The 24,668-nt window shown below is 74.9% G+C and carries 24 protein-coding genes; 17 read left to right on the top strand and 7 right to left on the bottom strand.

Annotated features, from left to right (window positions below; genetic code table 11):
* Positions 1-52: 52 nt before the first annotated feature.
* Entirely contained in the window at positions 53-1,963 is a 1,911-nt protein-coding gene (gene glmS, locus CIK06_RS04415; RefSeq protein ID WP_095563740.1) for a glutamine--fructose-6-phosphate transaminase (isomerizing), read from the top strand.
* A 23-nt stretch (positions 1,964-1,986) separates the two neighbouring features.
* On the opposite strand, the gene CIK06_RS04420 is transcribed toward glmS, so the two are convergent.
* Positions 1,987-3,678, bottom strand: coding sequence for an alpha/beta hydrolase (locus tag CIK06_RS04420; RefSeq protein ID WP_095563741.1), 1,692 nt, complete (start codon positions 3,676-3,678; stop codon positions 1,987-1,989).
* Positions 3,675-4,046: a hypothetical protein gene (locus CIK06_RS04425; RefSeq protein WP_095563742.1), complete on the bottom strand. Its 372-nt coding sequence runs from the start codon at positions 4,044-4,046 to the stop codon at positions 3,675-3,677. Before CIK06_RS04425 ends, CIK06_RS04420 begins: the two co-directional genes overlap by 4 nt.
* Positions 4,047-4,297: 251 nt before the next feature.
* Here CIK06_RS04425 and CIK06_RS04430 point away from each other — a divergent pair, with 251 nt between their 5' ends.
* From CIK06_RS04430 to CIK06_RS04475, 10 genes are all read left to right on the top strand, one after another.
* Entirely contained in the window at positions 4,298-4,666 is a 369-nt protein-coding gene (locus CIK06_RS04430; RefSeq protein ID WP_095567560.1) for a holo-ACP synthase, read from the top strand.
* The gene (locus CIK06_RS04435) at positions 4,663-6,147 is read left to right on the top strand and encodes an NAD(P)H-hydrate dehydratase (RefSeq protein ID WP_095563743.1); all 1,485 of its coding nucleotides are present in this window, start codon (positions 4,663-4,665) and stop codon (positions 6,145-6,147) included. The genes CIK06_RS04430 and CIK06_RS04435 overlap by 4 nt, the downstream gene beginning before the upstream one ends.
* A gap of 10 nt (positions 6,148-6,157) precedes the next feature.
* Positions 6,158-7,276 carry an alanine racemase gene (gene alr, locus CIK06_RS04440; protein WP_095563744.1) on the top strand — a complete coding sequence of 373 codons (1,119 nt, stop codon included), beginning with the start codon at positions 6,158-6,160 and terminating at the stop codon, positions 7,274-7,276.
* Entirely contained in the window at positions 7,273-8,382 is a 1,110-nt protein-coding gene (locus CIK06_RS04445) for an alpha/beta fold hydrolase (protein ID WP_095563745.1), read from the top strand. Before alr ends, CIK06_RS04445 begins: the two co-directional genes overlap by 4 nt.
* A gap of 8 nt (positions 8,383-8,390) precedes the next feature.
* Positions 8,391-8,864, top strand: coding sequence for a tRNA (adenosine(37)-N6)-threonylcarbamoyltransferase complex ATPase subunit type 1 TsaE (gene tsaE, locus CIK06_RS04450; RefSeq protein ID WP_232534010.1), 474 nt, complete (start codon positions 8,391-8,393; stop codon positions 8,862-8,864).
* A 78-nt stretch (positions 8,865-8,942) separates the two neighbouring features.
* A complete protein-coding gene (ung, locus tag CIK06_RS04455; RefSeq protein WP_095563747.1) occupies positions 8,943-9,656 on the top strand; it encodes a uracil-DNA glycosylase in 714 nt (237 codons plus the stop codon).
* Between the two features lie 89 nt (positions 9,657-9,745).
* Positions 9,746-10,423, top strand: a complete 678-nt coding sequence (gene tsaB, locus CIK06_RS04460; RefSeq protein ID WP_095563748.1) for a tRNA (adenosine(37)-N6)-threonylcarbamoyltransferase complex dimerization subunit type 1 TsaB — start codon at positions 9,746-9,748, stop codon at positions 10,421-10,423.
* A 40-nt stretch (positions 10,424-10,463) separates the two neighbouring features.
* Entirely contained in the window at positions 10,464-10,892 is a 429-nt protein-coding gene (gene rimI, locus CIK06_RS04465; protein WP_095567561.1) for a ribosomal protein S18-alanine N-acetyltransferase, read from the top strand.
* The gene (tsaD, locus tag CIK06_RS04470; RefSeq protein WP_095563749.1) at positions 10,885-11,964 is read left to right on the top strand and encodes a tRNA (adenosine(37)-N6)-threonylcarbamoyltransferase complex transferase subunit TsaD; all 1,080 of its coding nucleotides are present in this window, start codon (positions 10,885-10,887) and stop codon (positions 11,962-11,964) included. The genes rimI and tsaD overlap by 8 nt, the downstream gene beginning before the upstream one ends.
* A complete protein-coding gene (locus CIK06_RS04475; protein WP_095563750.1) occupies positions 11,961-12,215 on the top strand; it encodes a hypothetical protein in 255 nt (84 codons plus the stop codon). Before tsaD ends, CIK06_RS04475 begins: the two co-directional genes overlap by 4 nt.
* Positions 12,216-12,290: 75 nt before the next feature.
* Here CIK06_RS04475 and map read toward each other — a convergent pair whose 3' ends face one another.
* The gene (gene map / locus CIK06_RS04480; protein WP_095563751.1) at positions 12,291-13,109 is read right to left on the bottom strand and encodes a type I methionyl aminopeptidase; all 819 of its coding nucleotides are present in this window, start codon (positions 13,107-13,109) and stop codon (positions 12,291-12,293) included.
* Positions 13,110-13,183: 74 nt separating this feature from the next.
* Here map and CIK06_RS04485 point away from each other — a divergent pair, with 74 nt between their 5' ends.
* The 3 genes from CIK06_RS04485 (at position 13,184) to CIK06_RS04495 (ending at position 17,265) form a co-directional block, all read left to right on the top strand.
* Positions 13,184-13,450: a helix-turn-helix domain-containing protein gene (locus CIK06_RS04485; RefSeq protein WP_095563752.1), complete on the top strand. Its 267-nt coding sequence runs from the start codon at positions 13,184-13,186 to the stop codon at positions 13,448-13,450.
* A 138-nt stretch (positions 13,451-13,588) separates the two neighbouring features.
* Positions 13,589-15,322, top strand: a complete 1,734-nt coding sequence (locus tag CIK06_RS04490) for an ABC transporter ATP-binding protein (protein WP_095563753.1) — start codon at positions 13,589-13,591, stop codon at positions 15,320-15,322.
* Entirely contained in the window at positions 15,319-17,265 is a 1,947-nt protein-coding gene (locus tag CIK06_RS04495; protein WP_095563754.1) for an ABC transporter ATP-binding protein, read from the top strand. The genes CIK06_RS04490 and CIK06_RS04495 overlap by 4 nt, the downstream gene beginning before the upstream one ends.
* Before the next feature lie 120 nt (positions 17,266-17,385).
* Here the strand turns inward: CIK06_RS04495 and CIK06_RS04500 are convergent, their stop codons facing one another.
* The 4 genes from CIK06_RS04500 to CIK06_RS04515 all read right to left on the bottom strand — a co-directional run bounded on the left by CIK06_RS04500 (position 17,386) and on the right by CIK06_RS04515 (position 20,657).
* Positions 17,386-18,144: a DUF4142 domain-containing protein gene (locus tag CIK06_RS04500; RefSeq protein WP_369916095.1), complete on the bottom strand. Its 759-nt coding sequence runs from the start codon at positions 18,142-18,144 to the stop codon at positions 17,386-17,388.
* A 116-nt stretch (positions 18,145-18,260) separates the two neighbouring features.
* Positions 18,261-18,773 (bottom strand): MarR family transcriptional regulator, encoded by a 513-nt coding sequence (locus tag CIK06_RS04505; protein WP_095563756.1) that lies wholly within the window; start codon positions 18,771-18,773, stop codon positions 18,261-18,263.
* Between the two features lie 130 nt (positions 18,774-18,903).
* Positions 18,904-19,383 (bottom strand): Cys-tRNA(Pro) deacylase, encoded by a 480-nt coding sequence (ybaK, locus tag CIK06_RS04510; protein WP_095563757.1) that lies wholly within the window; start codon positions 19,381-19,383, stop codon positions 18,904-18,906.
* Between the two features lie 11 nt (positions 19,384-19,394).
* Positions 19,395-20,657, bottom strand: a complete 1,263-nt coding sequence (locus CIK06_RS04515; RefSeq protein ID WP_095567562.1) for a methyltransferase domain-containing protein — start codon at positions 20,655-20,657, stop codon at positions 19,395-19,397.
* 254 nt (positions 20,658-20,911) lie between these two features.
* Between CIK06_RS04515 and groES the strand changes: the two genes are divergently transcribed.
* From groES to CIK06_RS04530, 3 genes are all read left to right on the top strand, one after another.
* A complete protein-coding gene (gene groES / locus CIK06_RS04520) occupies positions 20,912-21,226 on the top strand; it encodes a co-chaperone GroES (protein ID WP_095563758.1) in 315 nt (104 codons plus the stop codon).
* 72 nt (positions 21,227-21,298) lie between these two features.
* Positions 21,299-22,945 carry a chaperonin GroEL gene (gene groL / locus CIK06_RS04525; protein WP_095563759.1) on the top strand — a complete coding sequence of 549 codons (1,647 nt, stop codon included), beginning with the start codon at positions 21,299-21,301 and terminating at the stop codon, positions 22,943-22,945.
* Between the two features lie 125 nt (positions 22,946-23,070).
* The gene (locus tag CIK06_RS04530) at positions 23,071-24,621 is read left to right on the top strand and encodes a molybdopterin-dependent oxidoreductase (RefSeq protein ID WP_232534011.1); all 1,551 of its coding nucleotides are present in this window, start codon (positions 23,071-23,073) and stop codon (positions 24,619-24,621) included.
* Positions 24,622-24,668: the final 47 nt, after the last annotated feature.

A 24,668-nucleotide genomic window follows, 5' to 3' on the forward strand; every position in this document is an offset into this window, starting at 1 on the left:
CGGGCCGGTTTCGAGCAGGTGTACTGCGCGAAACTGGGTTAGGCTGCGGGCCATGTGTGGAATCGTGGGGTACGCCGGTGACCGGCCGGCGCTGAGGATCGTGCTGGACGGGTTGCGCCGTCTCGAATACCGCGGCTACGACTCGGCCGGCGTGGCGGTCATCTGCGCCGACGAACTGCTCACCGAGAAGCGGGCCGGCAAGCTCGCCAACCTGGAGAAGGTGCTCGATGAGCGGGTGAGCGCGGACGGCGGCGCCTGCGCCCGGGCCGGCGGGATCGACACCGGCACCACGGCCATCGGCCACACCCGGTGGGCGACCCACGGCGGCCCCACGGACCGCAACGCGCACCCGCACGCCGATCCGGACGGGCGGGTCGCGGTGATCCACAACGGCATCATCGAGAACTTCGGCCGGCTGCGGGCCGAGCTGGAGGCGGACGGCGTCGTCTTCACCAGCGACACCGACACCGAGTGCGCGGCGCACCTGCTCTCCGCGGCGCTGACCCGGCTGCGCGCCGGTGGGGCGCCGGACGGCCCGCAGCTGCTGGCCGAGGCCATGCGCGAGGTGAGCCGCCGGCTGGAGGGCGCGTTCACCCTGCTCGCCGTCGACTCCGCGGTGCCGGGCGCGGTGGTCGGAGCCCGCCGCAACTCGCCGCTGGTGGTCGGCCGGGGCGACGGGGAGAACTACCTGGCCAGCGACGTGGCGGCGTTCATCGAGCACACCCGGGAAGCGATCGAGCTGGGCCAGGACCAGATCGTGCTGATCACGCCCGAGACGATCGAGATCACCGACTTCGACGGCCAGCCCGCGACCGGCAAGGACTTCCACGTCGACTGGGACGCCTCGGCCGCCGAGAAGGGCGGCTACGACTGGTTCATGCTCAAGGAGATCGCCGAGCAGCCGGCGGCGATCACCGAAACCCTGCTCGGCCGGCTCACCGAGAGCGGCGAGATCATGCTCGACGAGGTCCGGCTGAGCGACCAGGACCTGCGGGACGTGGACAAGGTCTTCATCATCGCCTGCGGCACGTCCTACCACGCCGGCATGGTGGCGAAGTACGCCATCGAGCACTGGACCCGGATCCCCTGCGAGGTCGAACTGGCCAGCGAGTTCCGCTACCGCGACCCGGTGCTGGACCGCTCGACGCTGGTGGTGGTCATCTCGCAGTCCGGCGAGACGATGGACACCCTGATGGCGCTGCGGCACGCCAAGCAGCAGAAGGCCCGGGTGCTGGCCATCTGCAACACCAACGGCTCGACCATCCCGCGGGAGTCCGACGCGGTGCTCTACACGCACGGCGGACCCGAGATCGCGGTCGCCTCCACCAAGGCGTTCCTGACCCAGCTCATCGCGTGCTACCTCATCGGCCTGCACCTGGCCCAGGTGCGCGGGATCAAGTACGCCGACGAGGTCGGCGCGGTGGTCGAGCAGCTCAACCTGGTCCCCGCGAAGCTGCGCGAGCTGCTGGAGCGGATCGAACCGGTGCGGGAACTCGGCCGGGACCTCAAGGACGCCCCCACGGTGCTGTTCATCGGCCGGCACGTCGGCTACCCGGTCGCGCTGGAGGGCGCGCTGAAGCTCAAGGAACTGGCCTACATGCACGCCGAGGGCTTCGCCGCCGGCGAGCTCAAGCACGGCCCGATCTCCCTCATCGACCAGGGCACCCCGGTGGTCTGCGTGGTGCCCTCGCCGGCCGGGCGGGGCATGCTGCACGACAAGGTGGTGTCGAACATCCAGGAGGTCCGCGCCCGGGGCGCCCGGACCATCGTGATCGCCGAGGAGGGCGACGAGGCGGTCGTCCCGTACGCCGATCACGTGATCGCGGTGCCGCGCACGCCGACCCTGCTGGCGCCGCTGCTCACCACCGTGCCGTTGCAGGTGCTGGCCGCCGAGATCGCCGCGGCCCGCGGGCACGACGTCGACCAGCCGCGCAACCTGGCGAAGTCCGTGACCGTGGAGTGAGGACGGCCGGGACCGCTCGGCCGTCACGGGTGCCGGCCGAGCGTGATCCGGGCCATCCCGTCCAGCGCGGGATTGCCGGCGTCCCAGTAGCCGCCGTGCCCGGCCGGTGCGCCGGCGAAGACGCCGGCGCCGAAGCCCGGATCCGCCGGGTTGCGCCCGAACCACAGCTCGCGGCCGGGCAGCGCAGCCGCGTACGCCAGGTGCGGACCCGGCGGGCCGGGCTGGCTGACCAGGTCGGCCAGCAGCCCGGTCGGGCGCCGCGCGGCGTACTGGATGATGTCGTTGCCGGCGGTGGTCGCCCAGACCCGCCCGGCCGGCAGTCCCAGGTCGGCGGCGTGCTCGACGCCGACCCCGGGTGAACCCACCAGCACCAGCGCGTCGGCGGCGGCGCCGGGCAACCGGGCGGTGGTGCCGACCACCAGCGAGCCGTAGCTGTGGCCCAGCAGGGTCTGCCGGGCCGGCGGCCCGTCGTGGCTGGCCCGCAACCCGTCCAGGAACCGGTGCAGCTGCGGCCCGGCGGCGGTCGCCGCGTCCCGCCGGGACGCCTGGTCGAGGAAGTCCGGCGCGTCGTAGTCCAGCCACAACACCCCGGCGGTGGCGGCGGCCGGGTCGAGTTCGGCGCAGCGGGCCAGCACCCGGTCGACCCGGCCCAGATCCCCGGCCGCGCCGGCCAGGTCGGCGGTCATCCCCGGCACGTACGTCAGCACGCCGTCCGCGTGATCCGGGTCGCCCACCGACACCACGGCCCGGCCGTCGCCCCCGGCCGCCAGCACCAGCAGGTACCCGCGCGGATCCGATCCGCCGGCCGATCCGCCGGCCGATCCGCCGGCCGATCCGCCGGCCAACCGCGCGGCCAGCGCGTCGATGCCGGCGACCGCCCGGGACAGCCGGCGCAACTCGACCACCACCCAGGGCATCCGGGGCGCGGCCAGCAGCAGGGTTTCCCGGGCCAGCAACTCGGCCCGCTGGCCGGCCAGGAGCAGCCGGTTGGCCCGGTCGCGCACCGCGACAGGCAGCCCGTCCAGCCGGCCGAGCAGTTCCGGCCGCCGGGCCAGCAGCCAGCGCCGCCAGCTCTCCGGCAGCCGGTCCCACCAGCGCCGTACCGCCGCCGGTGCGGCGCCGGGCGGGGGAACCTCGACCGGTGCGGCGGCCAGGCCGGCATCGACCATCCCCGCGCCGGCCGACCGGGCCAGTTCGCCGAGCCGGGCGGCGGTCTCGGCGTCCGCGCTGCCGGCCAGGGCGAGCGCCGCGCGGATCTGGCCGGCGGCCCGCGCCCGGACCGCCTCGGCCGCCGCGGTCACCGCCGTCGCTGCCGACCCGGGCAGTGCCTGCGGCGGGACCGCCGCGCCGGCCGGAACCGCCGGCCGGAGGGACACCGTGCCGCGGCGGTCCACCGTCAGCCCCGCGCCCTCCGCCGCCGTCACGGCGGCCCGCAGCAGCGCCTTGGCCCGGCCCAGCCGGCCCGCGAACTCGCTGATCACCTGGTCGGCCTCCAGCAGCGTGGCGCGGCCGTCCGAGACCGCGGTGCGCAGCGCCTCCAGCCGGCCCAGCGCGGCCCGGCCCGCCGGACCGGTCCAGGCGTCTGCCAGCCGGCCGGCGACGCCGACCACCTCGGCGCAGCGGCGGTCGAGGACCTCCGGACCGGACCGCCATCCCGCGGCGGCGTCCCGCCAGGCGTCCGGATCGGCGCCCCAGAGCTGCTCGTACGTGATCATCCGTGGCCCGCCAGCCGCGCCGCGGCCCGCCGGTCGACCTCCTCGTAGCCGGCGGCGGCCGCCCGCAGCGAGTCCGCGGTGGACCCGACCCGGCCCGCGAGGCCGGCCCGCCAGTCCGACACCGCCGCAACCAGCCCGGCCAGCGCGGTCGCCGCGGCCCAGCCCGCCTCAGGCGCCGGGTCCGATGCCGGCTCAGGCGCCGATGCCGGTTCCGCTGCCGGGCCGGACGCCGGGCCGGATGACGGACCGGATGACGGCCCCGAGGCCGGGCCGGATGGCCCGGATCGCAGCCGCGCGCCGATGTCGAGCAGGTCGGCGGCGCCGGCGCGCAGCGCGGCCGGGCGTACCGAGATGAGGTCGTCGGTCATGGTCTCCCCCGAGCGGTGGTCCGTGGACGCGACCTCGACGCTAGGCGCCCGGAGACCGACCTGGGGCCGCCTGTGGACAGCGGGCGGCGGGGCCGGCCCGGCGTTGTCCACAGGTCTTGCCCGGCCGGCCCGGCGCGGCTAACCTGCGCCGCCACCGGCCGGCCGGCCCGGGTCCGGCGGCCCTCGCGAAGCCGTCCAGCAACGGCTCATCCGAAGCCCGGAAAGCCGGTCCGGGCCGTTAGGGTGAGATGGTGATCGTCGCAGTCGGTATTGACGTCGTTCTCGTCGATCGCTTCGCCCGTGCCCTGGCCCGGACACCGTTGCTGGCCGACCGGCTGTTCACCGAGGCGGAGCGGACGACCGGATCCGGCAACCCGCGCTCGGCCGAGTCGCTGGCCGCGCGGTTCGCCGCGAAGGAGGCGGTGGCCAAGGCGCTGGGCGCGCCGGCCGGGCTGCACTGGCACGACTGCGAGGTGGTGGCCGACCCGGACGGGCGGCCCTGGCTGACCGTCTCCGGCACGGTGGCGGCCGCGGCGGTCGAGCGCGGCGTCAACCGCTGGCACCTGTCGCTCTCGCACGACGGCGGCATCGCCTCGGCCATGGTGGTGGCGGAACGATGAGGGCCGCCTGGCGGGTCGCCGACGTGCGTTCGGCCGAACAGGCGCTGCTCGCCACCGTCCCACCGGACACCCTCATGCACCGGGCCGCCGCCGGGCTCGCCCGCCGCTGCGGGCTGCTGCTGGGCGCGGCCGGCGGCGTGTACGGCTCCAGGGTGCTGCTCCTGGTCGGCTCGGGGGACAACGGTGGCGACGCGATGTTCGCCGGTGCGCTGCTGGCCGGCCGGGGCGCGGCGGTCAGCGCGCTGCTGCTGCGGCCGGACCGGGCGCACCGCGCCGCGCTCGCCGCCCTGCGCGCGGCCGGCGGCCGTACCGTCGAGACGCTGCCGGAGCGCGCGGACCTCGTGCTGGACGGGATCGTCGGGATCGGCGGCCGCGGCGGGCTGCGCGAGCCGGCCGCCCGGCTGGTGGCCGGGCTGGCCGGGTTGACCGACCGGTCCGGCGCCCGCCCCCCGGTGGTGGCCGTCGACATCCCGAGCGGGGTGGAGGTGGACACCGGGGACGTGCCGCACTCCGGCGACGGCGCACCGACGGCGGTGACCGCGGACGTCACGGTGACCTTCGGCTGCCTCAAACCGGCCCTCGTGGTGGGGCCGGCCGCGGCCCGGGCCGGCCAGGTCGAGCTGGTGGACATCGGACTGGACCCGTGGCTGCGCACCGAGCCGGCGGTGCGGATCCCGGACGGCGCCGACATCCTCGGCTGGTGGCCGGAACTGGACGCCGCGTCCGAGAAGTACACCCGCGGCGTGGTGGGGGTGGCCACCGGTTCGGCCACCTATCCCGGCGCGGCCGTGCTCTCGGTGGCCGGCGCGCTGGCCGGGCCGACCGGTCTGGTGCGGTACGCGGGCGGGGCGAAGGCCGAGGTGCTGCACCACCACCCGTCGGTGATCGCCACCGAGCGGGTGTCCGACGCGGGCCGGGTGCAGGCCTGGGTGTGCGGCTCGGGGCTGGGCTCCGGCGAACCGGCCGCGACCGCCCTGCGTACCGTGCTGGCGGCCCCGGTACCGGTGGTGCTGGACGCCGACGGGCTCACCCTGCTGGTCGACGGCTCGGCCGCGGACCGGCTGCGGGACCGGGACGCGCCGGTGGTGGTCACCCCGCACGACCGGGAGTTCGCCCGGCTCGCCGGCGAGTCGCCCGGGTCGGACCGGGTCGGCGCCGCGCAGCGACTGGCGGCCTGGATGAACGCGGTGGTGCTGCTCAAGGGGGACCGGACCATCGTGGCCACCCCGGCGGGCCGGGCGTACGCCAATCCGACCGGCACCCCGGCGCTGGCCACCGGCGGCACCGGGGACGTGCTGGCCGGGCTGCTCGGCTCGCTGCTGGCCGCCGGACTGGCTCCGGAACACGCCGCGGTGGCCGCGGCGTACCTGCACGGGCTGGCCGGCCGGGCGGCGGCCCGGCGCGGCCCGGTGACCGCGCCGGACGTGGCGACCGCACTGCGCGACGTGGTGCCGGCCGATCAGCGGGCCGACGATCGCTAGGCTGGGACCCATGTGGCAGGCAGAGGTGCGGATCGACCTCGACGCGATCCGCGGCAACGTGGCGCGGCTGCGGGCCGGGACGACCGCCGAGGTGATGGCGGTCGTCAAGGCCGACGGGTACGGCCACGGCCTGTTGCCGGCGGCCCGGGCGGCACTCGACGGCGGCGCCACCTGGCTGGGCGTCTGCACCCTCGACGAGGCGCTCGCGCTGCGTCGGGGCGGCATCACCGTGCCGGTGCTGGCCTGGCTGCTCGCCCCCGGCCTGCCGCTGCACGAGGGCGTCGAGGCGCAGGTGGATCTCAGCGCCGCGAGCCTGGACCAGCTTCGTGAACTGGTCGAGGCCGCCGAGCAGGCGGGCCGGACGGCCCGGATCCACCTGAAGATCGACACCGGGCTGTCCCGCGGCGGCGCCACCGTGACCGAGTGGCCGGAACTGGTCGAGGCCGCCGCCAAGGCCCAGGCCGAGGGGTCCGTCGAGGTGGTCGGCGTGTGGAGCCACCTGGTGTACGCCGACCAGCCCGATCACCCCACCATCGACCAGCAGGTGTCGGCGTTCCACGACGCGCTGGCGGTGGCCGGGCAGGCCGGCCTGCGGCCGCGCTACCGGCACCTGGCCAACTCGGCGGCCACGCTGACCCGCCCGGACACCCACTTCGACCTCGTCCGGCCCGGGGTCGCGGTGTACGGGCTGTCCCCGATCGCCGGGGACACGTTCGGGCTGCGTCCCGCGATGACCGCCCGGGCCCGGGTGATGCTGGTCAAGCGGGTGCCGGCCGGCACCGGGGTGTCGTACGGCCACACGTACCACACGCAGCGGGAGACCACCCTGGCCGTGGTGCCGCTGGGCTACGCCGACGGCGTACCGCGGCACGCCTCGGGCGTCGGCCCGGTGCGGCTGGCCGGGCGCAACCGCACGATCGCCGGCCGGGTGTGCATGGACCAGATCGTGCTGGACTGCGGCGACGATCCGGTCGCCGCCGGAGACGTGGCCACGCTCTTCGGCAGCGGCGAGGACGGCGGGCCGACCGCCGACGACTGGGCGGCCGTGGTGGGCACGATCAACTACGAGATCGTCACCCGGTTCGGCAGCGTCCGGGTGCCCCGGGTGTACGACGGGATCCGGACATGAGCGGTGCGCCGGCCCGGCGCCGGTCGGGGATTCCCGCGCCCCGCACGGCGGTACGCGCGGCCAGCATCGTCGGCGCCGCGGTGGGGGTGGCCGCCGCCGGGGTGGCCGCCGGCATCGCGGCGGAACGGGCGGTGGTCCGCCGCTCCAAGCGGGTCACCGACCCGTACGCGGACGAGGTGTTCGGCCCGCAGCCGTGCGAGGAGGAGTTCCCGCTGCGGCTGCCGGACGGCACGGACCTGCACGTCGAGATCGTGGAGGCGCCGGCCGCGGCGGCCGCCGGGCACCCCACGCTGGTGTTCGTGCACGGTTTCTGCCTGGACATGGGCACCTTCCACTTCCAGCGCACCGCCCTGGCCCGGCGCGGCGGGCACCGGATGGTCTTCTACGACCAGCCCGGCCACGGCCGGTCCGGCTCGCTGCGGTCCGGCGAGTACGACCTGGCCCGGCTCGGCGACGCCCTGCGCGAGGTGGTCGAGCGCACGGTGCCGAACGGTCCACTGGTGCTGGTCGGGCACTCGATGGGCGGCATGACCATCATGGCGCTGGCCGAGCGGTATCCGGACCTGTTCGGCAACCGGGTGGTCGGCACCGTGCTGATGGCCACCTCGGCCGGCCGGCTGCGGCAGACCCGGCTGGGTGTGCCGGCCGTGCTGAGCCGGGCGGGCACCCCGCTGCTGCCCATTCTGGACAACGCCACCCGGCTCTCCGGCGGCGTGCTGGACCGGGCGCGGCGGGCCACCACCAACGTCGCCTGGCTGCTGACCCGCCGGTACGGGTTCGGCACCAGCCGGCCCAGTCCCGCGCTGGTCTCCTACGTGGAGGAGATGAACAGCCACACCAGCGCCGAGACGGTGGCGCGGTACCTGCGTACCCTGTACACGCATTCCCGGCATCCGGCGCTGGCGGCGCTCGCCGGTACCCCGACCCTGGTGATCGTCGGCGACAAGGACCTGATCACGCCGCCCGAGCAGTCCGCGGAGATCGTGCGCCGGCTGCCGGACGCGCAGTTCGTGCTGGTACCGGAGAGCGGTCACGTGGTGATGCTGGAGCATGCCGACGTCGTCAACGCGGCGCTGATGGACTTTCTGGACAGGTTGGAGAAGTGACCCGTACGGTGCGGAGCTTGCCCACGGTGGAGGACACCCACGCATTCGGCCGGACGCTCGCGGGCCGGCTGCGCGCCGGTGACCTGCTGGTGCTCACCGGTCCGCTGGGGGCCGGCAAGACGGCGCTGGTCCAGGGGATCGGTGCGGGTCTCGGGGTGGCCGGCGAGGTCACCTCGCCGACCTTCGTCATCGCCCGGGTGCACCGTGCCGATCCCGACCGGGGCGGCCGGGTGCCGCTGGTGCACGCCGACGCGTACCGGCTGGGCGACGCGACCGACCCGCGGGCCGAGATCGACGACCTGGACCTGGACGCCTCGATGGACGAGGCGGTCACCGTGGTCGAGTGGGGCGAGGGCCTGGTGGAACAGCTGGGCGACGCCCATCTGCGGATCCGGATCGACCGCCGGGACGACGACACCCGGCTTGTCGAGTTGGAACCGGTGGGCGGCGACTGGGCGGACCGGCTGGCCGGCTGGAGCTGAGCCGGCCGGCGCTGTCGTACCCCCGTCGTACCCTCTGCTGGCCGCAGCACCGCCGACCCCGACCGGAGACCCTCGCCGATGACCGACGCCGCACCCGCATCCGTACCCACCCTCGACCTGCCCGCGCTGTTGCCGCCCGCCTGGCGGGAGGCGCTGGCGCCCCACCTGGAGCCCGCCGACACGGCCGCGCTCGGCGCGTTCGTCGCGCGGGAGTACGCGAGCCGCCAGGTCTACCCGCCGGTCGAGGACCTGTTCGCCGCCTACCGGCTGTGCCAGCCGCAGGACTGCCGGGTGCTGCTGCTGGGCCAGGACCCGTACCACCGGGCCGGCCAGGCGCACGGGTTGAGCTTCAGCGTCCGGCCCGGCGTACGCGTCCCGCCCTCGCTGCGCAACGTCTTCCGGGAGCTGGCCGCGGACCTGGAGGTGGATCCGCCGGTCGGCGGCGACCTGACCGGCTGGGCGGAACAGGGCGTGCTGCTGCTCAACTCGGTGCTCACGGTCCGCGAGGGCAGCCCGAACTCGCACGCCGGCCACGGCTGGGAGGCGTTCACCGACGCGACCATCCGCGCCCTGGACGCCCGTGCCGAGCGGATCGTCTTCCTGCTCTGGGGCGGGTACGCCCGGCGCAAGCGGGGGCTGATCGTGAACCCCGCGCACGTGGTGCTGGAGGCCGGTCATCCCAGCCCGCTCAACCCGCGCGGCTTCCGCGGCTGCCGGGCGTTCAGCGCGACCAACAAGGCGCTGGCCGACGCGGGCCGCCCGACCATCGTCTGGGAGCACCCGGCCGGCTGACCTGCGCCCACCGCGGTCGCCGTGGGTGACTTCCGGCCGCCCGGTCGGGTTACCCGGGGGCGGGAATCGTCGCGAGCTAGGGTGTTGCCGTGCTCGTTCTCGTGGTGGATTCGTCGACGCCGGCTGTGACGGCGGCGCTGGCCGAGTTGACCGGTACCGCGGTCGCGATCCGGGCCGAACGCCGGACGGTGGATGCCCGGGCGCACGGCGAGTTGCTGGCGCCGGGCATCGACGCGGTGCTGGCCGAGGCGGGTGTCCGGCCGGCGGACCTGGCGGCGATCGTGGCCGGCACCGGACCCGGCCCGTTCACCGGCCTGCGGGTCGGGCTGGTCACGGCCGCCACCATGGGCCAGGTGCTCGGCATCCCGACGTACGGCGTCTGCTCGCTGGACGCGCTCGGCCGGGCCGCGGCCGGGGCCGGCCCGGTGCTGGTGGCCAGCGACGCCCGGCGCCGGGAGGTCTACTGGGCGGTCTACGACGGGGCCGGCGGCCGGTTGGCCGGCCCGGAGGTGGGTCCGGCGGAGGACGCGGTGGCGCGAGCCCGGGACCTGGGCGTCGACGCCGCGGTCGGCGAGGGCGCCCACCGGTACGCCGAGCGGATCGACCTGCCGTTGCGGGCCGAGCCGCGGTTCCCGCCCGCGCTTGCCCTCGCCGAGCTGGCCGCCCCGCGGGCCGCCGCCGGCGCGGCGACCGAGCCGCTCACCCCGCTGTACCTGCGCCGGCCGGACGCGGTGGCGGCAACCGCACGCAAGCCGGTGCTGCCGTGAGGCCAGGATCCCGGTGAGCGCGCCGGTGCGGATCGTGCCGATGCGCTGGTGGCACATCGAGGCCGTGCTGCCGATGGAGGACGACCTGTTCGGCGTCGAGCGCTGGTCGGCCGCGATGTTCTGGAACGAGCTGGCGAACGGCCACCACTACGTCGTCGCGCTGCCGGAGCGCGGTGAGCAGCCCGTCGGGTACGCCGGCCTGGCCCTGCAACCGCCGGCCGAGGCGTGGGTGCAGAACATCGCGGTACGCCGGGACCGGCAGCGCTCCGGAGTGGGCCGGGCGCTGCTGGCCGAGCTGCTGCGGACGGCCGACGACGCGGGCGTGCGCACGGTGCTGCTGGAGGTGGCCGTGGACAACGCGCCGGCCCAGAAGCTCTACGCCCGCAACGGCTTCGAGCCGCTCGGGATCCGGCGCGGCTACTACCAACCGAGCAACACCGACGCGCTGGTGATGGAGCGACATGGCTGACGAACCGCTGATCCTCGGCATCGAGACGTCCTGCGACGAGACGGGCGTGGGCATCGTCCGCGGGCACACCCTGCTGGCCGACGCCATCGCCTCCAGCGTCGCCGAGCACGCCCGGTTCGGCGGGGTGGTGCCAGAGGTGGCCAGCCGGGCGCACCTAGAGGCGATCGTGCCGACCATGCGGCGGGCGCTGGCGGAGGCGGGGGTGACGATCGCCGACATCGACGCTATCGCGGTCACCGCCGGGCCGGGCCTGGCCGGGGCGCTGCTGGTCGGCGTCGCCGCCGCGAAGGGGTACGCGCTTGCCGCCGAGAAGCCGGTGTACGGGGTGAACCACCTGGCCGCGCACGTGGCGGTGGACACCCTGGAGCACGGCCCGCTGCCCGAGCCGGCCATCGCGCTGCTGGTCTCCGGCGGGCACTCCTCGCTGCTGCTGGTCGACGACCTGGCCCGCGGGGTGACGCCGCTGGGCGCCACCATCGACGACGCGGCCGGCGAGGCGTTCGACAAGGTCGCCCGGCTGCTCGGGCTGCCGTTCCCGGGCGGGCCGCCGATCGACCGCGAGGCGCGGGCCGGGGACGCGGCGGCCATCGCGTTCCCGCGCGGGCTGACCGCGCCGAAGGACCAGGCCGCGCACCGGTACGACTTCTCGTTCTCGGGCCTGAAGACGGCGGTGGCCCGCTGGGTGGAGGCCCGGCAACGGGCCGGCGAGCCGGTGCCGGTGGCGGATGTGGCGGCCTCGTTCCAGGAGGCGGTCTGCGACGTGCTGACCGCGAAGGCGATCGACGCCTGCCGGGCGAACGGGGTGCAGACCCTGGTCATCGGCGGCGGCGTGGCGGCGAACTCCCGGCTGCGGGCGGTGGCCGAGCAGCGGGCCGCCCGGCACGGCATCCGGGTGCGGGTGCCGAGGCCGAAGTTGTGCACCGACAACGGCGCCATGGTGGCGGCGCTCGGCGCGCACCTGGTGGCCGCCGACGTCGCACCGAGCAAACTGGACCTGCCGGCCGACAGCGCGCTGCCGCTGACGGTGGTCAGCGTCCAGGCCGACCGGTACGGGAGGAGGACGACCGGATGATCGTGCGGATGTGGGAGGCGCGGGCCGAACCGAAGGGCTTCGCCGAGCTGATCGCGTGGGTCTGCGACGTGGCGGTGCCGGAGTTCGAGCACGATCCGCGGCACGCGGGCAGCGAGGTCTTCTCGTCCACCGACGACCGGATCGTGGTCATCTCCCGCTGGCGGGGTGCGCCGCCGTCGATGCCGGATCCGCCGCCGCTGCTGGTCGCGCGCCCGCCGCACGAATGGGACTTCACCCCGGTCGACCGGTGAGCCCGCCGGGCCGTCAGCCGGATCGGCCGTGAGTCGGGTCGGCCGTGAGTCGGGTCGGGGGCGACCGGTGGACCCTCAGGAGGCCGTGCCGGGCTTGCTGGCCGGGCCGGCCGCGGCGGTGCCCCGCGCGGGCCGCCGGGTCAGCACCCGGGTGCCGGACGGGGTGATGGCGACGGTGTGTTCGGAGTGGGCGGTGCGGGAGCCGTCGGCGGAGCGGATCGTCCAGCCGTCCCGATCAAATTTGATCTTGTCGGTGGTCCGGCAGAACCAGGGTTCGATGGCGATGGTGAGGCCGGGATCGAGCCGTATCCCGCGGCGGGCGCGGCCGGTGTTGGGCACGTGCGGTGCCTCGTGCATGGTGCGGCCGATGCCGTGGCCGCCGAACTCGGCGTTGACGCCGTAGCCGTAGGAGCGGGCCACCTCGCCGATCGCGGCGGAGATGTCGCCGAGCCGGCCACCGGGGGCCGCGGCGGCGATGCCGGCCGCCAGGGCCACCTCGGTGGCCTCGATCAGCCGCAGGTCGGCCGGATCGGGGGTGCCGACGATGACGGAGAGCGCGGAGTCGGCGACCCAGCCGTCGATGCCGACCGCCATGTCGATGCTGAGCAGGTCGCCGTCGCGCAGCGGATAGCTGTGTGGCAGGCCGTGCAGCACGGCGTCGTTGACCGACAGGCACAGCACGTTGCGGAACGGGCCGCGGCCGAACGACGGGGCGTAGTCCCAGTAGCAGGATTCGGCGCCGCGTTCGGAGATCCGGCGGCGGGCGTGGTGTTCGAGGTCCATCAGGTTGACGCCGACCTCGGCGACATCGCTCAACTCCGCGAGCAGTTCGCCGACGAACTGGCCGGCCACCGCCATCCGGTCGATCTCCTCGGCGGACTTGAGCTCGATCACGACAGCCTCCCTCTCCTGTGCGGTATTTTTATACCACGGCAGGTCGGGGCCGCTGCCGGGGATATCCTGCTGGCATGGTTCGCCAACCGCTCACCGCCGAACAGATCGCCGCGGGCCGGCGCCTCGGCGCCGCACTGCGGGTGGCGCGGGCCGACCGCAGCCTCGTCGAGGTGGCCCTGGCGGCCGGCATCTCCCCCGAGACGCTGCGCAAGATCGAGGGCGGGCGCCTGCCCGCGCCGGCGTTCGGCACCGTGGTCGGCCTCAGCCGGGCCCTCGACGTCCCCCTCGGTGAGCTGGCCGACGTCTGGCTGGCCGACCTGCCGATCCGGCAGGCGTCATAGCTTCGCCAACCGCGACGGCCGCGGCAACCGCGGTATCGGAACGACACCGGCAGAGCGGGCCAGAACGGGATCTCCCGCTGGAGCGCGGCGAAAACGGTTCGCGCGGGTACGCGGCCACCCCTTAGCGTTCCGGCTGTGATGCCCGCGCTGCCGGTCGTTGATCCCGGTGTTCCCGATCGCCGATCGCCGTCCCGGCTGCTGCTCTGGCTGGCCGCGCGCACCGGGGCGTGGCTGACCGCCGGGATCGTGTTCGGCATCGTCTGGATGGTCAGCCAGGCGCTGATGCCGGCGGCCATCGGGCGGGCGGTCGACGCCATCACCGGCCGGGACGAGGCCGAACTGCTCCGGTGGAGCCTGCTGCTGCTCGCCCTCGGGCTCACCCAGGCCGGCTCCGGTGTGCTGCGGCACCGGATGGCGAGCGCCAACTGGCTTGCTGCGGCGTACCGGACCGTGCAGGTGACCATCGACCAGGCCAACCGGTTGGGCGCCACGCTGCCCCGCCGGATGGCCGCCGGTGAGGTGGTCAGCATCGGCACCGCCGACATCGGCCAGCTCGGCGGGGCGATGGACATCACGGCCCGGGGCTCGGGCGCCGTCGTCGCGATCGGCACCGTCACCGCCATCCTGCTCGCCGCCTCGGTCCGGCTGGGGCTGGTCGTGCTGCTCGGGGTGCCGGTGCTGCTGGCCATCGTCGGCCTGCTGATCCGACCGCTGCACCGGCGCCAGCAGACGTACCGGGACCAGCAGGCCGCGCTGGCCACCCGGGCGGTCGACATCGTGGCCGGGCTGCGGGTGCTGCGCGGGATCGGCGGCGAACCGGTGGTCTCGGAGCGCTACCGCAGGGAGTCGCAGGTGCTGCGCGCCGACGGCGTACGGGTGGCCCGGGTGGAGTCGCTGCTGGCCGGGGCGGAGATCCTGCTGCCCGGCGCATTCGTGGCGCTGGTCACCTGGCTGGGCGCCCGGTTCGTGTTGCGCGGCGAGATCACCGCCGGGCAACTCGTGGCGTTCTACGGGTACGCGGCGTTCCTGGTCGGACCGATGCGGACCATCACCGAGGTCATCGACAAGATCACCAAGGGGCACGTGGCGGCCCGCCGGGTGGTCGACCTGCTCCGGCTGGTGCCGGAGATCTCCGACCCCGGTACGCCGGTGCCGTCGCCCGGTCCGGGGGAACTGGTCGACGCCGCCTCCGGGCTGGTGCTCCGGACGGGTCGGTGCACCGCGCTGGTGGCCGCCGCACCCGAGGACGCCGTCCGGATCGCCGACCGCCTCGGCCGGTACGCGCCGGGCGAGGTCACCCTGCGCGGCGTACCGCTGGGGGATCTTCCCCTGGCGACGGTCCGGCGGCGGATCATGGTGGCCGACAACGACGCCGTGCTGTTCTCCGGGCCGCTGCGGGCGGAGCTGGACCCCCGGGACGACGCCGACGAGGGGCGGATCACGGCGGCGCTGCGGGTGGCCGACGCCACCGACATCGTCGAGGCACTTCCGGAGGGTCTGGCCGCGCCGGTGACCGCACGCGGCCGGGAGTTCTCCGGCGGGCAGCAGCAACGGTTGCGGCTGGCGCGGGCGCTGGTCGCCGACCCGGAGATCCTCATCCTGGTCGAACCGACCAGCGCGGTCGACGCGCACACCGAGGCGCGGATCGCCGACCGGCTGGGGCCGGCGCGCACCGGCCGGACCACGCTGATCTGCACCAGCAGCCCGCTCGTGCTGGACCGGGTCGACCACGTGGTCTTCGTCCGGGACGGCCGGACGGTGGCCGAGGGCACGCACCGCGACCTGCTGGCCGCCGTGCCGGAGTACCGGGCCACGGTGAGCCGGGCCGAGGCCGAGGATCCGCGGGACGACCGGATCGAGGTGGGACGATGAGTACGGCGTTGCCGGTGGCCGACGGCGGGCAGGTCCGCCGGTACGCCCGCACGATCCTGCGGCGGCACCCCCGGGCGCTGGGAATCACGCTCGGGCTGCACGCGCTGGCCGCGATCGCCGGGCTGGCCGCGCCGCGGCTGCTCGGCGACCTGGTCGAGGCGGTGTCCCGTGGCACCTCCACGGTCACCGTGGACCGGGTCGCGCTGGCGATCACCGGATTCGTGCTGGTCCAGGCTGTGCTCACGCGCTTCGCGTACCTCGCCTCCGCCCGGCTCGGCGAGGGGGTGCTGGCCGACCTGCGCGAGGAGTTCATCGACCGGGTGCTGGCCATCCCGCTGTCCACCGTCGAGCGGGCCGGCACCGGTGATCTGCTCACCCGGACCTCCCGGGACGTCGCGGCGCTGGGCAAGACGGTCCGGTTCGCCGTACCGGAGACGCTCATCGCGCTGGTCTCGATGGTCTTCGTGGTCGGCGCGATGGTGCTGGTCAGCCCGCTGCTGGCGCTGTCCTGCCTGGTCGCCGTGCCGCCACTGTGGGTCGTCACCCGCTGGTACCTGCGCCGGGCACCCGCGGGCTACCTGCGGGAGAACGCCGCCTACTCCCAGGTCACCGACGGGATCAGCGAGACCGTGGACGGGTCGCGCAGCACGGAGGCGCTGGGCCAGCAGGCGCGCCGCCGGGCCCGCACCGACGCCGACATCCGCCGGTCGTACGCGGCCGAGCGGTACACGCTGTCGCTGCGCTCGGTCGCCTGGCCGGTCTCGGAGGCCAGCTACGTGCTGCCGGTGGTGGTGACGCTGCTGCTGGGCGGCTGGTTCCACCTGCGCGGCTGGGTGACCCTGGGCCAGGTCACCGCGGCGGCGCTCTACGCCCAGCAGCTCATCGAGCCGCTGGACCGGCTGCTGTCCTGGCTGGACGAGTTGCAGGTGGGCGGCGCATCACTGGCCCGGTTGCTCGGGGTCGCCCGGCTGCCCGGCGAGGCTTCGGGTACGCCGGCCGTGGCTGGCGGCGTGCCGGCGGTGGCTGCCGGGGGACCGGTCGCCGGGCCGCGGCTGGTCGTGGCGCCCCGGGCGGGCGGCGCGGAGCCGCCGCTGCACTCCGACGGCGCCGGCCCTTCGACGTTGTCCGATGGCGCCGGTCCGGCGCTGTTGTCCGATGGCGCCGGCCCGGCGCTGTTGTCTGATGGCGCCGGTCCGGCGCTGTTGTCTGATGGCGCCGGCCCGGCGCTGTGCGCCGAGAACGTCCGGTACGCCTACCGGACGGGGCGGGACGTCCTGCACGGCGTGACGCTGCGGCTGCGCCCGGGGGAGCGGCTGGCCATGGTCGGGCCGTCCGGGGCGGGAAAGTCCACCCTGGGTCGGTTGCTGGCCGGCATCCACGCGCCGCGCTCGGGTGCGGTGACCGTCGGCGGGAAGGCGCTGCACGACCTGCCGTTGGCCGAGTTGCGCCGGCAGGTCGCGCTGGTGAGCCAGGAGCACCACGTGTTCCTCGGCACACTGCGGGACAACCTGACGATGGTGCGCCCGGAGGCGACCGACCGGGACGTCCGGGACGCGCTGGCCGCCGTCGACGCCCTGGACTGGGCGCTCGCGCTGCCGGACGGGCTGGACACCGGGATCGGCACGGGCGGGCATCCGCTCCCGGCCGGCCAGGCGCAGCAGCTCGCGTTGGCCCGGCTGGTGCTCGCCGACCCGCACACGCTCGTGCTGGACGAGGCCACCTCGTTGATCGATCCCCGGGCGGCCCGCCGGCTGGAGCGCTCGATGGCCGGGGTGCTGCGCGGCCGTACCGTCGTGGCCATCGCGCACCGGCTCTTCTCGGCGCACGACGCCGACCGGGTCGCGGTGGTCGAGGACGGGCGGATCATCGAGCTGGGCTCGCACGACGAGCTGGTCGCGGCCGGCGGCTCGTACGCGTCGCTCTGGCGCTCCTGGCACGGCTGAGCGCGGCACGACCGCGTGTCGGCGCCGGCCGTGCGCGTTGCCGGGGCCGGCTGCGTACCGGGGCCGGCTGCGCGGCGGAGCCGGCCGTGCGCGTTGCCGGGGCGGCGGCCCGGGCCGGCGTCAGCGCCGGACGAGCCGGAACGTGGCCACCCCACCGGCGGCGAGCGCGGCGATCAGCACGATCCAGATCAGGTTGCCGCTCACCGGGGCTCCCGACCCGGCGTTCGCCCTGGCCCGCGCGAACATGCCCTCGTCCTGGAGGGCGGGCACCGCGGCCGGCGGCAGTTCGCTGTAGCGCACCAGGCCGGTGCTCTCCAGCAGCTTCATGTGGTTCATCACGAAGATGTTGGCCGCATCCGCCAGCTTGCGTACGTCGTCATTGCGGGTACCGGCCCGCACCGCGCCGATCACCGGGAAGATCTTGCCGTGTGCCGCCCGCAGCCGGCTCACGAACGTCTGGTCGAACCGGTCCCCCGAGGCGACCTGCATCTCGGCCAGCCAGCCCTTCTGGTCGGCGCGCGGGTCGGCGGGGATCTGCGCGCCGAGCTTGTTGGCCGTGTCGACGACCATCTGGTCGAGTTCGACGTGCTGCTTGGCGATTTCGGCACCCACCTCGCGTACCCGTTGCCGTTTGCCCTTCTCGGCGGCCATCTGGCCGGCCGGGATCTCCCAGAGGCCGGCCTGGCGTACGCCGTTGAGCAGCATCGTGTCGGCCGCGTTCAACTGGGCGGGTGCCGGTTCCGCGGACGCGGCGGAGGGCAGCAGCACCATCCCGGCGATCAGGCCGGCCAGGATGGCCGCCATCCACCGGGCCGGTCCCGGCGCGCCGGTCCCGGTCCGTCCCCGTCCGGGGGTACGTCGAGGCCCGATCTGCCGCATGCCTGCCACCACCTCTGTCGTTTGGCAACCGGTCGGGTGGTGGTACGCACCGTGCCTCCGATTCGTTCATCCATGCACGTTTTACTTCCCGGTGGCACGGAGGTTTCGTCCCAGTGTCACGGGAGGGTGGCGCCGGGTGGCCGCGAGGCGGTGGCCCAGTGCCGCCACCAGACCGGTTCGGTCGGCTCACCGGCGGCCGTCACCAGGGCGTCGACGAGATCGCCCGGGGAGCGGTCGGCGCCGGTGGGTACCGCGGCGAGCAACCGCCGCAGGTCGCTGGTGCGCCGCCGGACGATGTCGGCGACCAGTTCGCGTCCCGGATCGGTGAGGCGTAACCAGGAGACCCGCCGGTCGCTGGGCAGGTGGTCCCGGGCCAGCAGCCCGCGCCGGACCAGGCGGTCGCCCGTACGGCTGGCCGTCGAGGGGTGCACGCCGAGGTCAGCCGCGAGGTCGACGGTGCGCCGGGGGCCGGTGGTGGCCAGTACGACGATCATGCGGTGCTGGGTGAGGGTCAGCTCGACATCCAGCGTCGCCACCGCGGCGGCGGTGATGGCGACGATCACCCGGCTCAGCGCGGACAGTCCCGCGGTCAGCCGGTCCAGTTCGCCGCCTGTTGCCTCCCGGGTCATCGCCGCATCGTCGCACGGCGCTGCGCGGGCACGGGTGCCCCAGTCATACGCCAGGTACCTCAAAGCGCCGGCTTGAGGTACCTGGCGTATGACTGACGGACTCCCGGAGCGGCGGGGACGAAAGGCGGGCCTAGCCGGTTGCGATGGCGGCGGTGGTCGCCCCGGTGAGCCGGATCAGGTCGGCCGGTGCGATCCGTAGCTGGAGCCCGCGCCGGCCGGCGGACACGTACATGGCGGCCAGCGTCTCGACCGAGGAATCCACCACGGTGGGTAGCCGGCGGCGCTGGCCCAGCGGGCTGATGCCGCCGCGGACGTACCCGGTGGTCCGCTCCGCGAGCGCCCGGTCCGCGAGCGCGGCCCGCTTGCCGCCCGCAGCGGCGGCCAGCGCCTTGAGATCCAGTTCGCCGGTGACCGGGACGACCGCCACCACCAGCCGGCCGTCCACCTCGACCACAAGCGACTTGAAGACCTCGCCGGCCGGCACGCCGAGTGCCGCCGCCACCTCGGCGCCGTAGTGCGCCGTGTCCACCGGTACGTCGTACGGATGCACGCTGTGTTGTACCCGCTGACGTGCCAGCAGTGCCGTGGCCGGCGTCCCCTGTCCTGCCACGGTCGCAGAACCTACCCGCCGCCGGCCGGCTGCCGACTCGGGCCACCGGCCGACGACCCGATCGGGTCGCCGACCGGGTGCCCGATCAGGACGGTGGGCGCGCCCGCGACCCGGGTGAGCACCAGGCTGGCGGCGGCCGGGCCGGCCGGCCGCAGGTCCCGGCGCAGCCGCTCGGGCACCAGGGCCGAGCCGCGCTTGAGGATCTCGACCCGGCCGACGCCGCGCTCGCGGAGCAGGGCGCGCAGGCGTTTCAGCGAGAACGGCAGCACGTCGGTGATCTCCAGGCACCGGGCGAACGGCGTCGCAACGGCGCGGTCGGCGTACACGTAGGCGATGTCCGGGTCGGCGAGCGTCCCGTCGAGGGTGTCCGCGAACTCGGCCACCAGGTGCGCCCGCAGCACCGCGCCGTCCGGGTCGTACAGGAACCGGCGGACCGGCCCGACCGCGGCCTGCCGGGTGCCGGCGCCGGTGAGCTGGTGCTCGCCGGCGTCCGTTCCGGCGCGGAGCGTGCGGGACTGCCGGCCGAGCAGGCTGGCCCGGCGGGGCACCTCGGCCAGCGGACCGCACCAGATCGTCGCCTCGACCAGGTCGCCGGCCGCGCTCACCCACTCGGCCTCGGCGTCGGGCGGGATCGCCGCGTGGTCGATTCCGGGCGCCACCTTCACGACGGTCCGGGGCACCCGTTCGGCCAGGGCGGTGACGAACGACCAGGGCGGCGAGTAGGCGTCCGGGTCGAAGATCCGTCGACCCCCGCGCCGGCGCGCCGGGTCGCAGAAGACCGCGTCCACCCCGGTGACGTCGTACCCGGTGGCGTCGCCGCACTCGACCGTGAACAGGTCGGCCAGGCCGAGCGCCGCCGCGTTCGCCCGGGCCAGGCTCGCCGTGGTCGGGTCGGCCTCCACGCCGTACACGCGGATGCCGTGCCGGGCCGCGGCCAGCGCGTCGGCGCCGAGCCCGCAGCCGAGGTCGGCCAGGGTCCGCACCCCGGCCTCGTGCAGCCGGGCGGCCCGGCGGTCGGCCACGGCGGCCCGGGTTGCCTGTTCCAGCCCGGCCCGGCTGAAGTACATGGTCGCGGCGTCCGGGCCGAACTTGCCGACCGCGTGCCGACGCAGTTCGGCCTGGGTGAGCGCGGCGGCCGCGAGGTCCGCCGGCACGCCGCCGGCCCGCAGCGCCGCCGCCGCGGCCAGCGGGTCGCCGCCGGCCAGGTCGGCCGCCGTCGCGAGCGCGGCCTGGCCCTCGGCGGTACGCAGCACCGCCAGCCCGTCCGTGTCCATCCGGCCCATTGTGCCGTCCCGAACCAGCGCACCGAAAAGCGCGCCGGATTGGCACTCTCCTTGACGGAGTGCTAGCCGCGGAATAACCTGCGATTAGCACTCTCGCATGGAGGGTGCCAGCCTGCGGGTCCTACCCGCGGGCGAGACGCCAGGCGGACCGGCACCCGCGACGACGGCCCCGCCCGGTGGACATGTGGCAGAGATTGACGCCGGCCGGTATCGGCCGGCACAGGAACCTGATACCCCAGGAGGGTATGCCCGTGACTACCGCGACCAAGGTTGCGATCAAGCCGCTCGAGGACCGGATCGTGGTCCAGGCGAACGAGGCTGAGACGACCACGGCGTCGGGCATCGTGATCCCCGACACCGCCAAGGAGAAGCCGCAGGAGGGCACCGTCCTCGCTGTCGGTCCGGGTCGCGTTGACGACTCCGGCAACCGGGTGCCGATCGACGTCAAGGTCGGCGACACCGTGCTCTACTCGAAGTACGGCGGCACCGAGGTCAAGTACGCCGGCGAGGAGTACCTGGTGCTCTCCGCCCGCGACGTCCTCGCGATCATCGAGAAGTAAGCAACCTCATCCAGTGCCGCAGCCCCGGCCCGGCTTGCCGGGCCGGGGCTGCGGCGCCTTGAAGGGATAGCAATGGCGAAGATCCTGAGCTTCTCGGACGACGCCCGGCACCTGCTGGAGCACGGTGTCAACGCCCTCGCGGACACGGTCAAGGTCACCCTCGGCCCGCGCGGGCGCAACGTCGTCCTGGACAAGAAATTCGGTGCGCCCACGATCACCAACGACGGCGTGACCATCGCCAAGGAGATCGAGCTCACCAACCCGTACGAGAACCTCGGCGCGCAGCTGGTCAAGGAGGTGGCGACCAAGACCAACGACGTCGCCGGCGACGGGACCACCACCGCCACCGTGCTGGCCCAGGCGATGGTCCGGGAGGGCCTGCGCAACGTGGCCGCGGGCGCCAACCCGACCGGCCTCAAGCGCGGCATCGACGCGGCGGCCAACAAGGTCTCCGACGCCCTGCTCGGCAAGGCCGTCGAGGTGGGCGGCAAGGAGTCCGTCGCGCACGTGGCGACGATCTCCGCGCAGGACGCCACCATCGGCGAGATGATCGCCGAGGCGATGGAGAAGGTCGGCCGCGACGGCGTCATCACCGTCGAGGAGGGCTCCACGCTCGCCACCGAGCTGGAGGTCACCGAGGGTCTCCAGTTCGACAAGGGCTTCATCTCCCCGAACTTCGTCACCGACTCGGAGTCGCAGGAGGCGGTGCTCGACGACCCGTACATCCTGATCACGACCCAGAAGATCTCGGCGATCGAGGAACTGCTGCCGCTGCTGGAGAAGATCCTCTCCGACAGCAAGCCGCTGCTGATCGTGGCCGAGGACGTCGAGGGACAGGCGCTGGCCACCCTGGTGGTCAACTCGATCCGCAAGACCCTGAAGGTCTGCGCGGTGAAGGCGCCCGGCTTCGGCGACCGGCGCAAGGCGATGCTGCAGGACATGGCGGTCCTGACCGGCGCCGAGCTGGTCGCCCCGGAGCTGGGCTACAAGCTCGACCAGGTGGGCCTGGAGGTGCTCGGCGGCGCCCGGCGGGTGGTGGTGGACAAGGAGAACACCACCGTCATCGACGGCAAGGGCCGGGACACCGAGGTCGCCGACCGGATCGGCCAGATCCGCAAGGAGATCGAGGCCTCCGACTCCGACTGGGACCGGGAGAAGCTGTCCGAGCGACTGGCCAAGCTCTCCGGCGGCATCGCGGTGATCAAGGCCGGCGCCGCCACCGAGGTCGAGATGAAGGAGCGCAAGCACCGCATCGAGGACGCCATCTCGGCGACCAAGGCCGCGGTCGAGGAGGGCACGGTGCCCGGCGGTGGCGCCGCGCTCGTGCAGATCGCCGCCCTGCTGGAGGACGGCCTGGGGCTGACCGGTGACGAGAAGGTGGGCGTCAGCATCGTCCGCAAGTCGCTGCTCGAACCGCTGCGGTGGATCGCGCAGAACGCCGGCCAGGACGGGTACGTCGTGGTGCAGAAGGTCATCGGTGCCGACTGGGGCACCGGCCTGAACGCCGCGACCGGCGAGTACGTCGACCTGGCCGCCGCCGGCATCCTCGACCCGGTCAAGGTCACCCGCAACGCGGTGCTGAACGCCGCCTCCATCGCCGGCCTGCTGCTCACCACGGAGAGCCTGGTCGTGGAGAAGCCGGCCGAGCCGGAGCCGGCCGCGGCCGGTGGGCACGGCCACTCGCACGGCCACGGCCACCAGCACGGCCCGGGCTTCTGACCGGAGCCCTTCCGCACCGGGCCGGGGGCGGATCACCGACATCACGTCGGTGATCCGCCCCCGGTCACATCCGGCCGGCACCACGCGGTTACCGGATGTTCGGCGGGTGGGGTAAGACTGGACCCGTGCGTACGAGATCACGCCCCTTCGCCGCACTGGCCGGGCTGGTGGCCGCGGCGGTGACCATCGGTGTCGCCGAACTCGTCGCGGTGGCCACCGGCCCCCGGTCCGCGCCGCTGATCGCGGTCGGTGGCGCCGTGGTGGACGCCGTGCCGGCGCCGGTCAAGCAGTTCGCCATCGACGTCTTCGGCGTACACGACAAGCTGGCGCTGCTGGTCGGCACCGCCGTCCTGCTGGGCGGGTTCGCGGCCCTCGTCGGCCTGCTGGCCCGGCGCCGGTTCTGGCTCGGCCCGCTGGGCATCGGAGTGTTCGCCCTGATCGGGGTGGCCGCCGCGGTGACCCGGCCGGGCGCCGGCCCGGCCGCCGCGCTGCCCACCCTGGTCGGCGCCGGCGTCGCGGTCGGGGTGTTCTGGCTGCTCCTGGCCGGCCCGCTGGAGATCCCCGCGCCGCCGCTGGATCCGGACGCCGAGCACGACGTGGCGGAGTTCGAGTCGGGCCGGCGGCGGTTCCTCACCGGCGCCGGCGCGGCGCTCGGCGCGGCGGCGCTCACCGGCTTCGCCGGCCGCTGGCTGGCCACCCGGCGCAGCGTGATCGCGGCCCGCGAGGCGATCCGGCTGCCCGTCCCGGCCAGCCCGGCGGCGCCGCTCCCGGCGGGCGCGGACCTGTCGCTGGGCGGGCTGGCGCCGTTCACCACCCCGAACTTCGCGTTCTACCGGATCGACACCGCGCTGACCGTGCCGCAGGTCGATCCGGAGCAGTGGCGGCTGCGGATCACCGGGCGGGTGCGCAACCCGATCACGCTGACCTACCAGGACCTGCTGGCCCGGCCGATGCTCGAACGGGACATCACGCTGACCTGCGTCTCCAACGAGGTGGGTGGGGACCTGATCGGCAACGCGCGCTGGTTGGGCGTACCCATCGCGGACCTGCTGGCCGAGGCCGAGCCGTTGGACGGCGCCGACCAGGTCGTCGGCCGGTCGGTGGACGGCTGGACCTGCGGCACGCCGACGGCGGCGCTGCGGGACGGCCGGGACGCGCTGCTCGCGGTCGGGATGAACGGCGAACCGCTGCCGGTGGAGCACGGCTTCCCGGTCCGGATGGTGGTGCCCGGCCTGTACGGCTACGTGTCGGCGTGCAAGTGGGTGACCGAGCTGGCGCTCACCTCGTTCGCCGACTTCGACGCGTACTGGGTGCCGCGCGGCTGGTCGGCGCAGGGGCCGATCAAGACGCAGTCACGGATCGACACGCCCCGCCAGGGGAAGCGGCTGGCCGCCGGGCCGGTCACGGTCGCGGGGGTGGCCTGGGCGCAGCACCGCGGCATCCGGGCCGTCGAGGTACGGGTGGACGAGGGGCCGTGGCAGCCGGCCACGCTCGCGCCGGTGCCGTCGGCCGACACCTGGGTGCAGTGGGTGTGGCAGTGGCCGGCCACCCCGGGCGAGCACACCCTGCAGGTGCGGGCCACCGACGCGGCCGGCGTGGCGCAGACCGGGGAGGTGGCGCCGGTGGTGCCGGACGGCGCCACCGGCTGGCACGAGGTGCAGGTGTCCGTGCACTGAGCCGCCCTGAGCCGCCCACCGCCACCCGCGGGCGGCGGTGGGCGGCT

The organism is Plantactinospora sp. KBS50 (genome assembly GCF_002285795.1).
In the GTDB taxonomy this organism is placed as follows: domain Bacteria; phylum Actinomycetota; class Actinomycetes; order Mycobacteriales; family Micromonosporaceae; genus KBS50.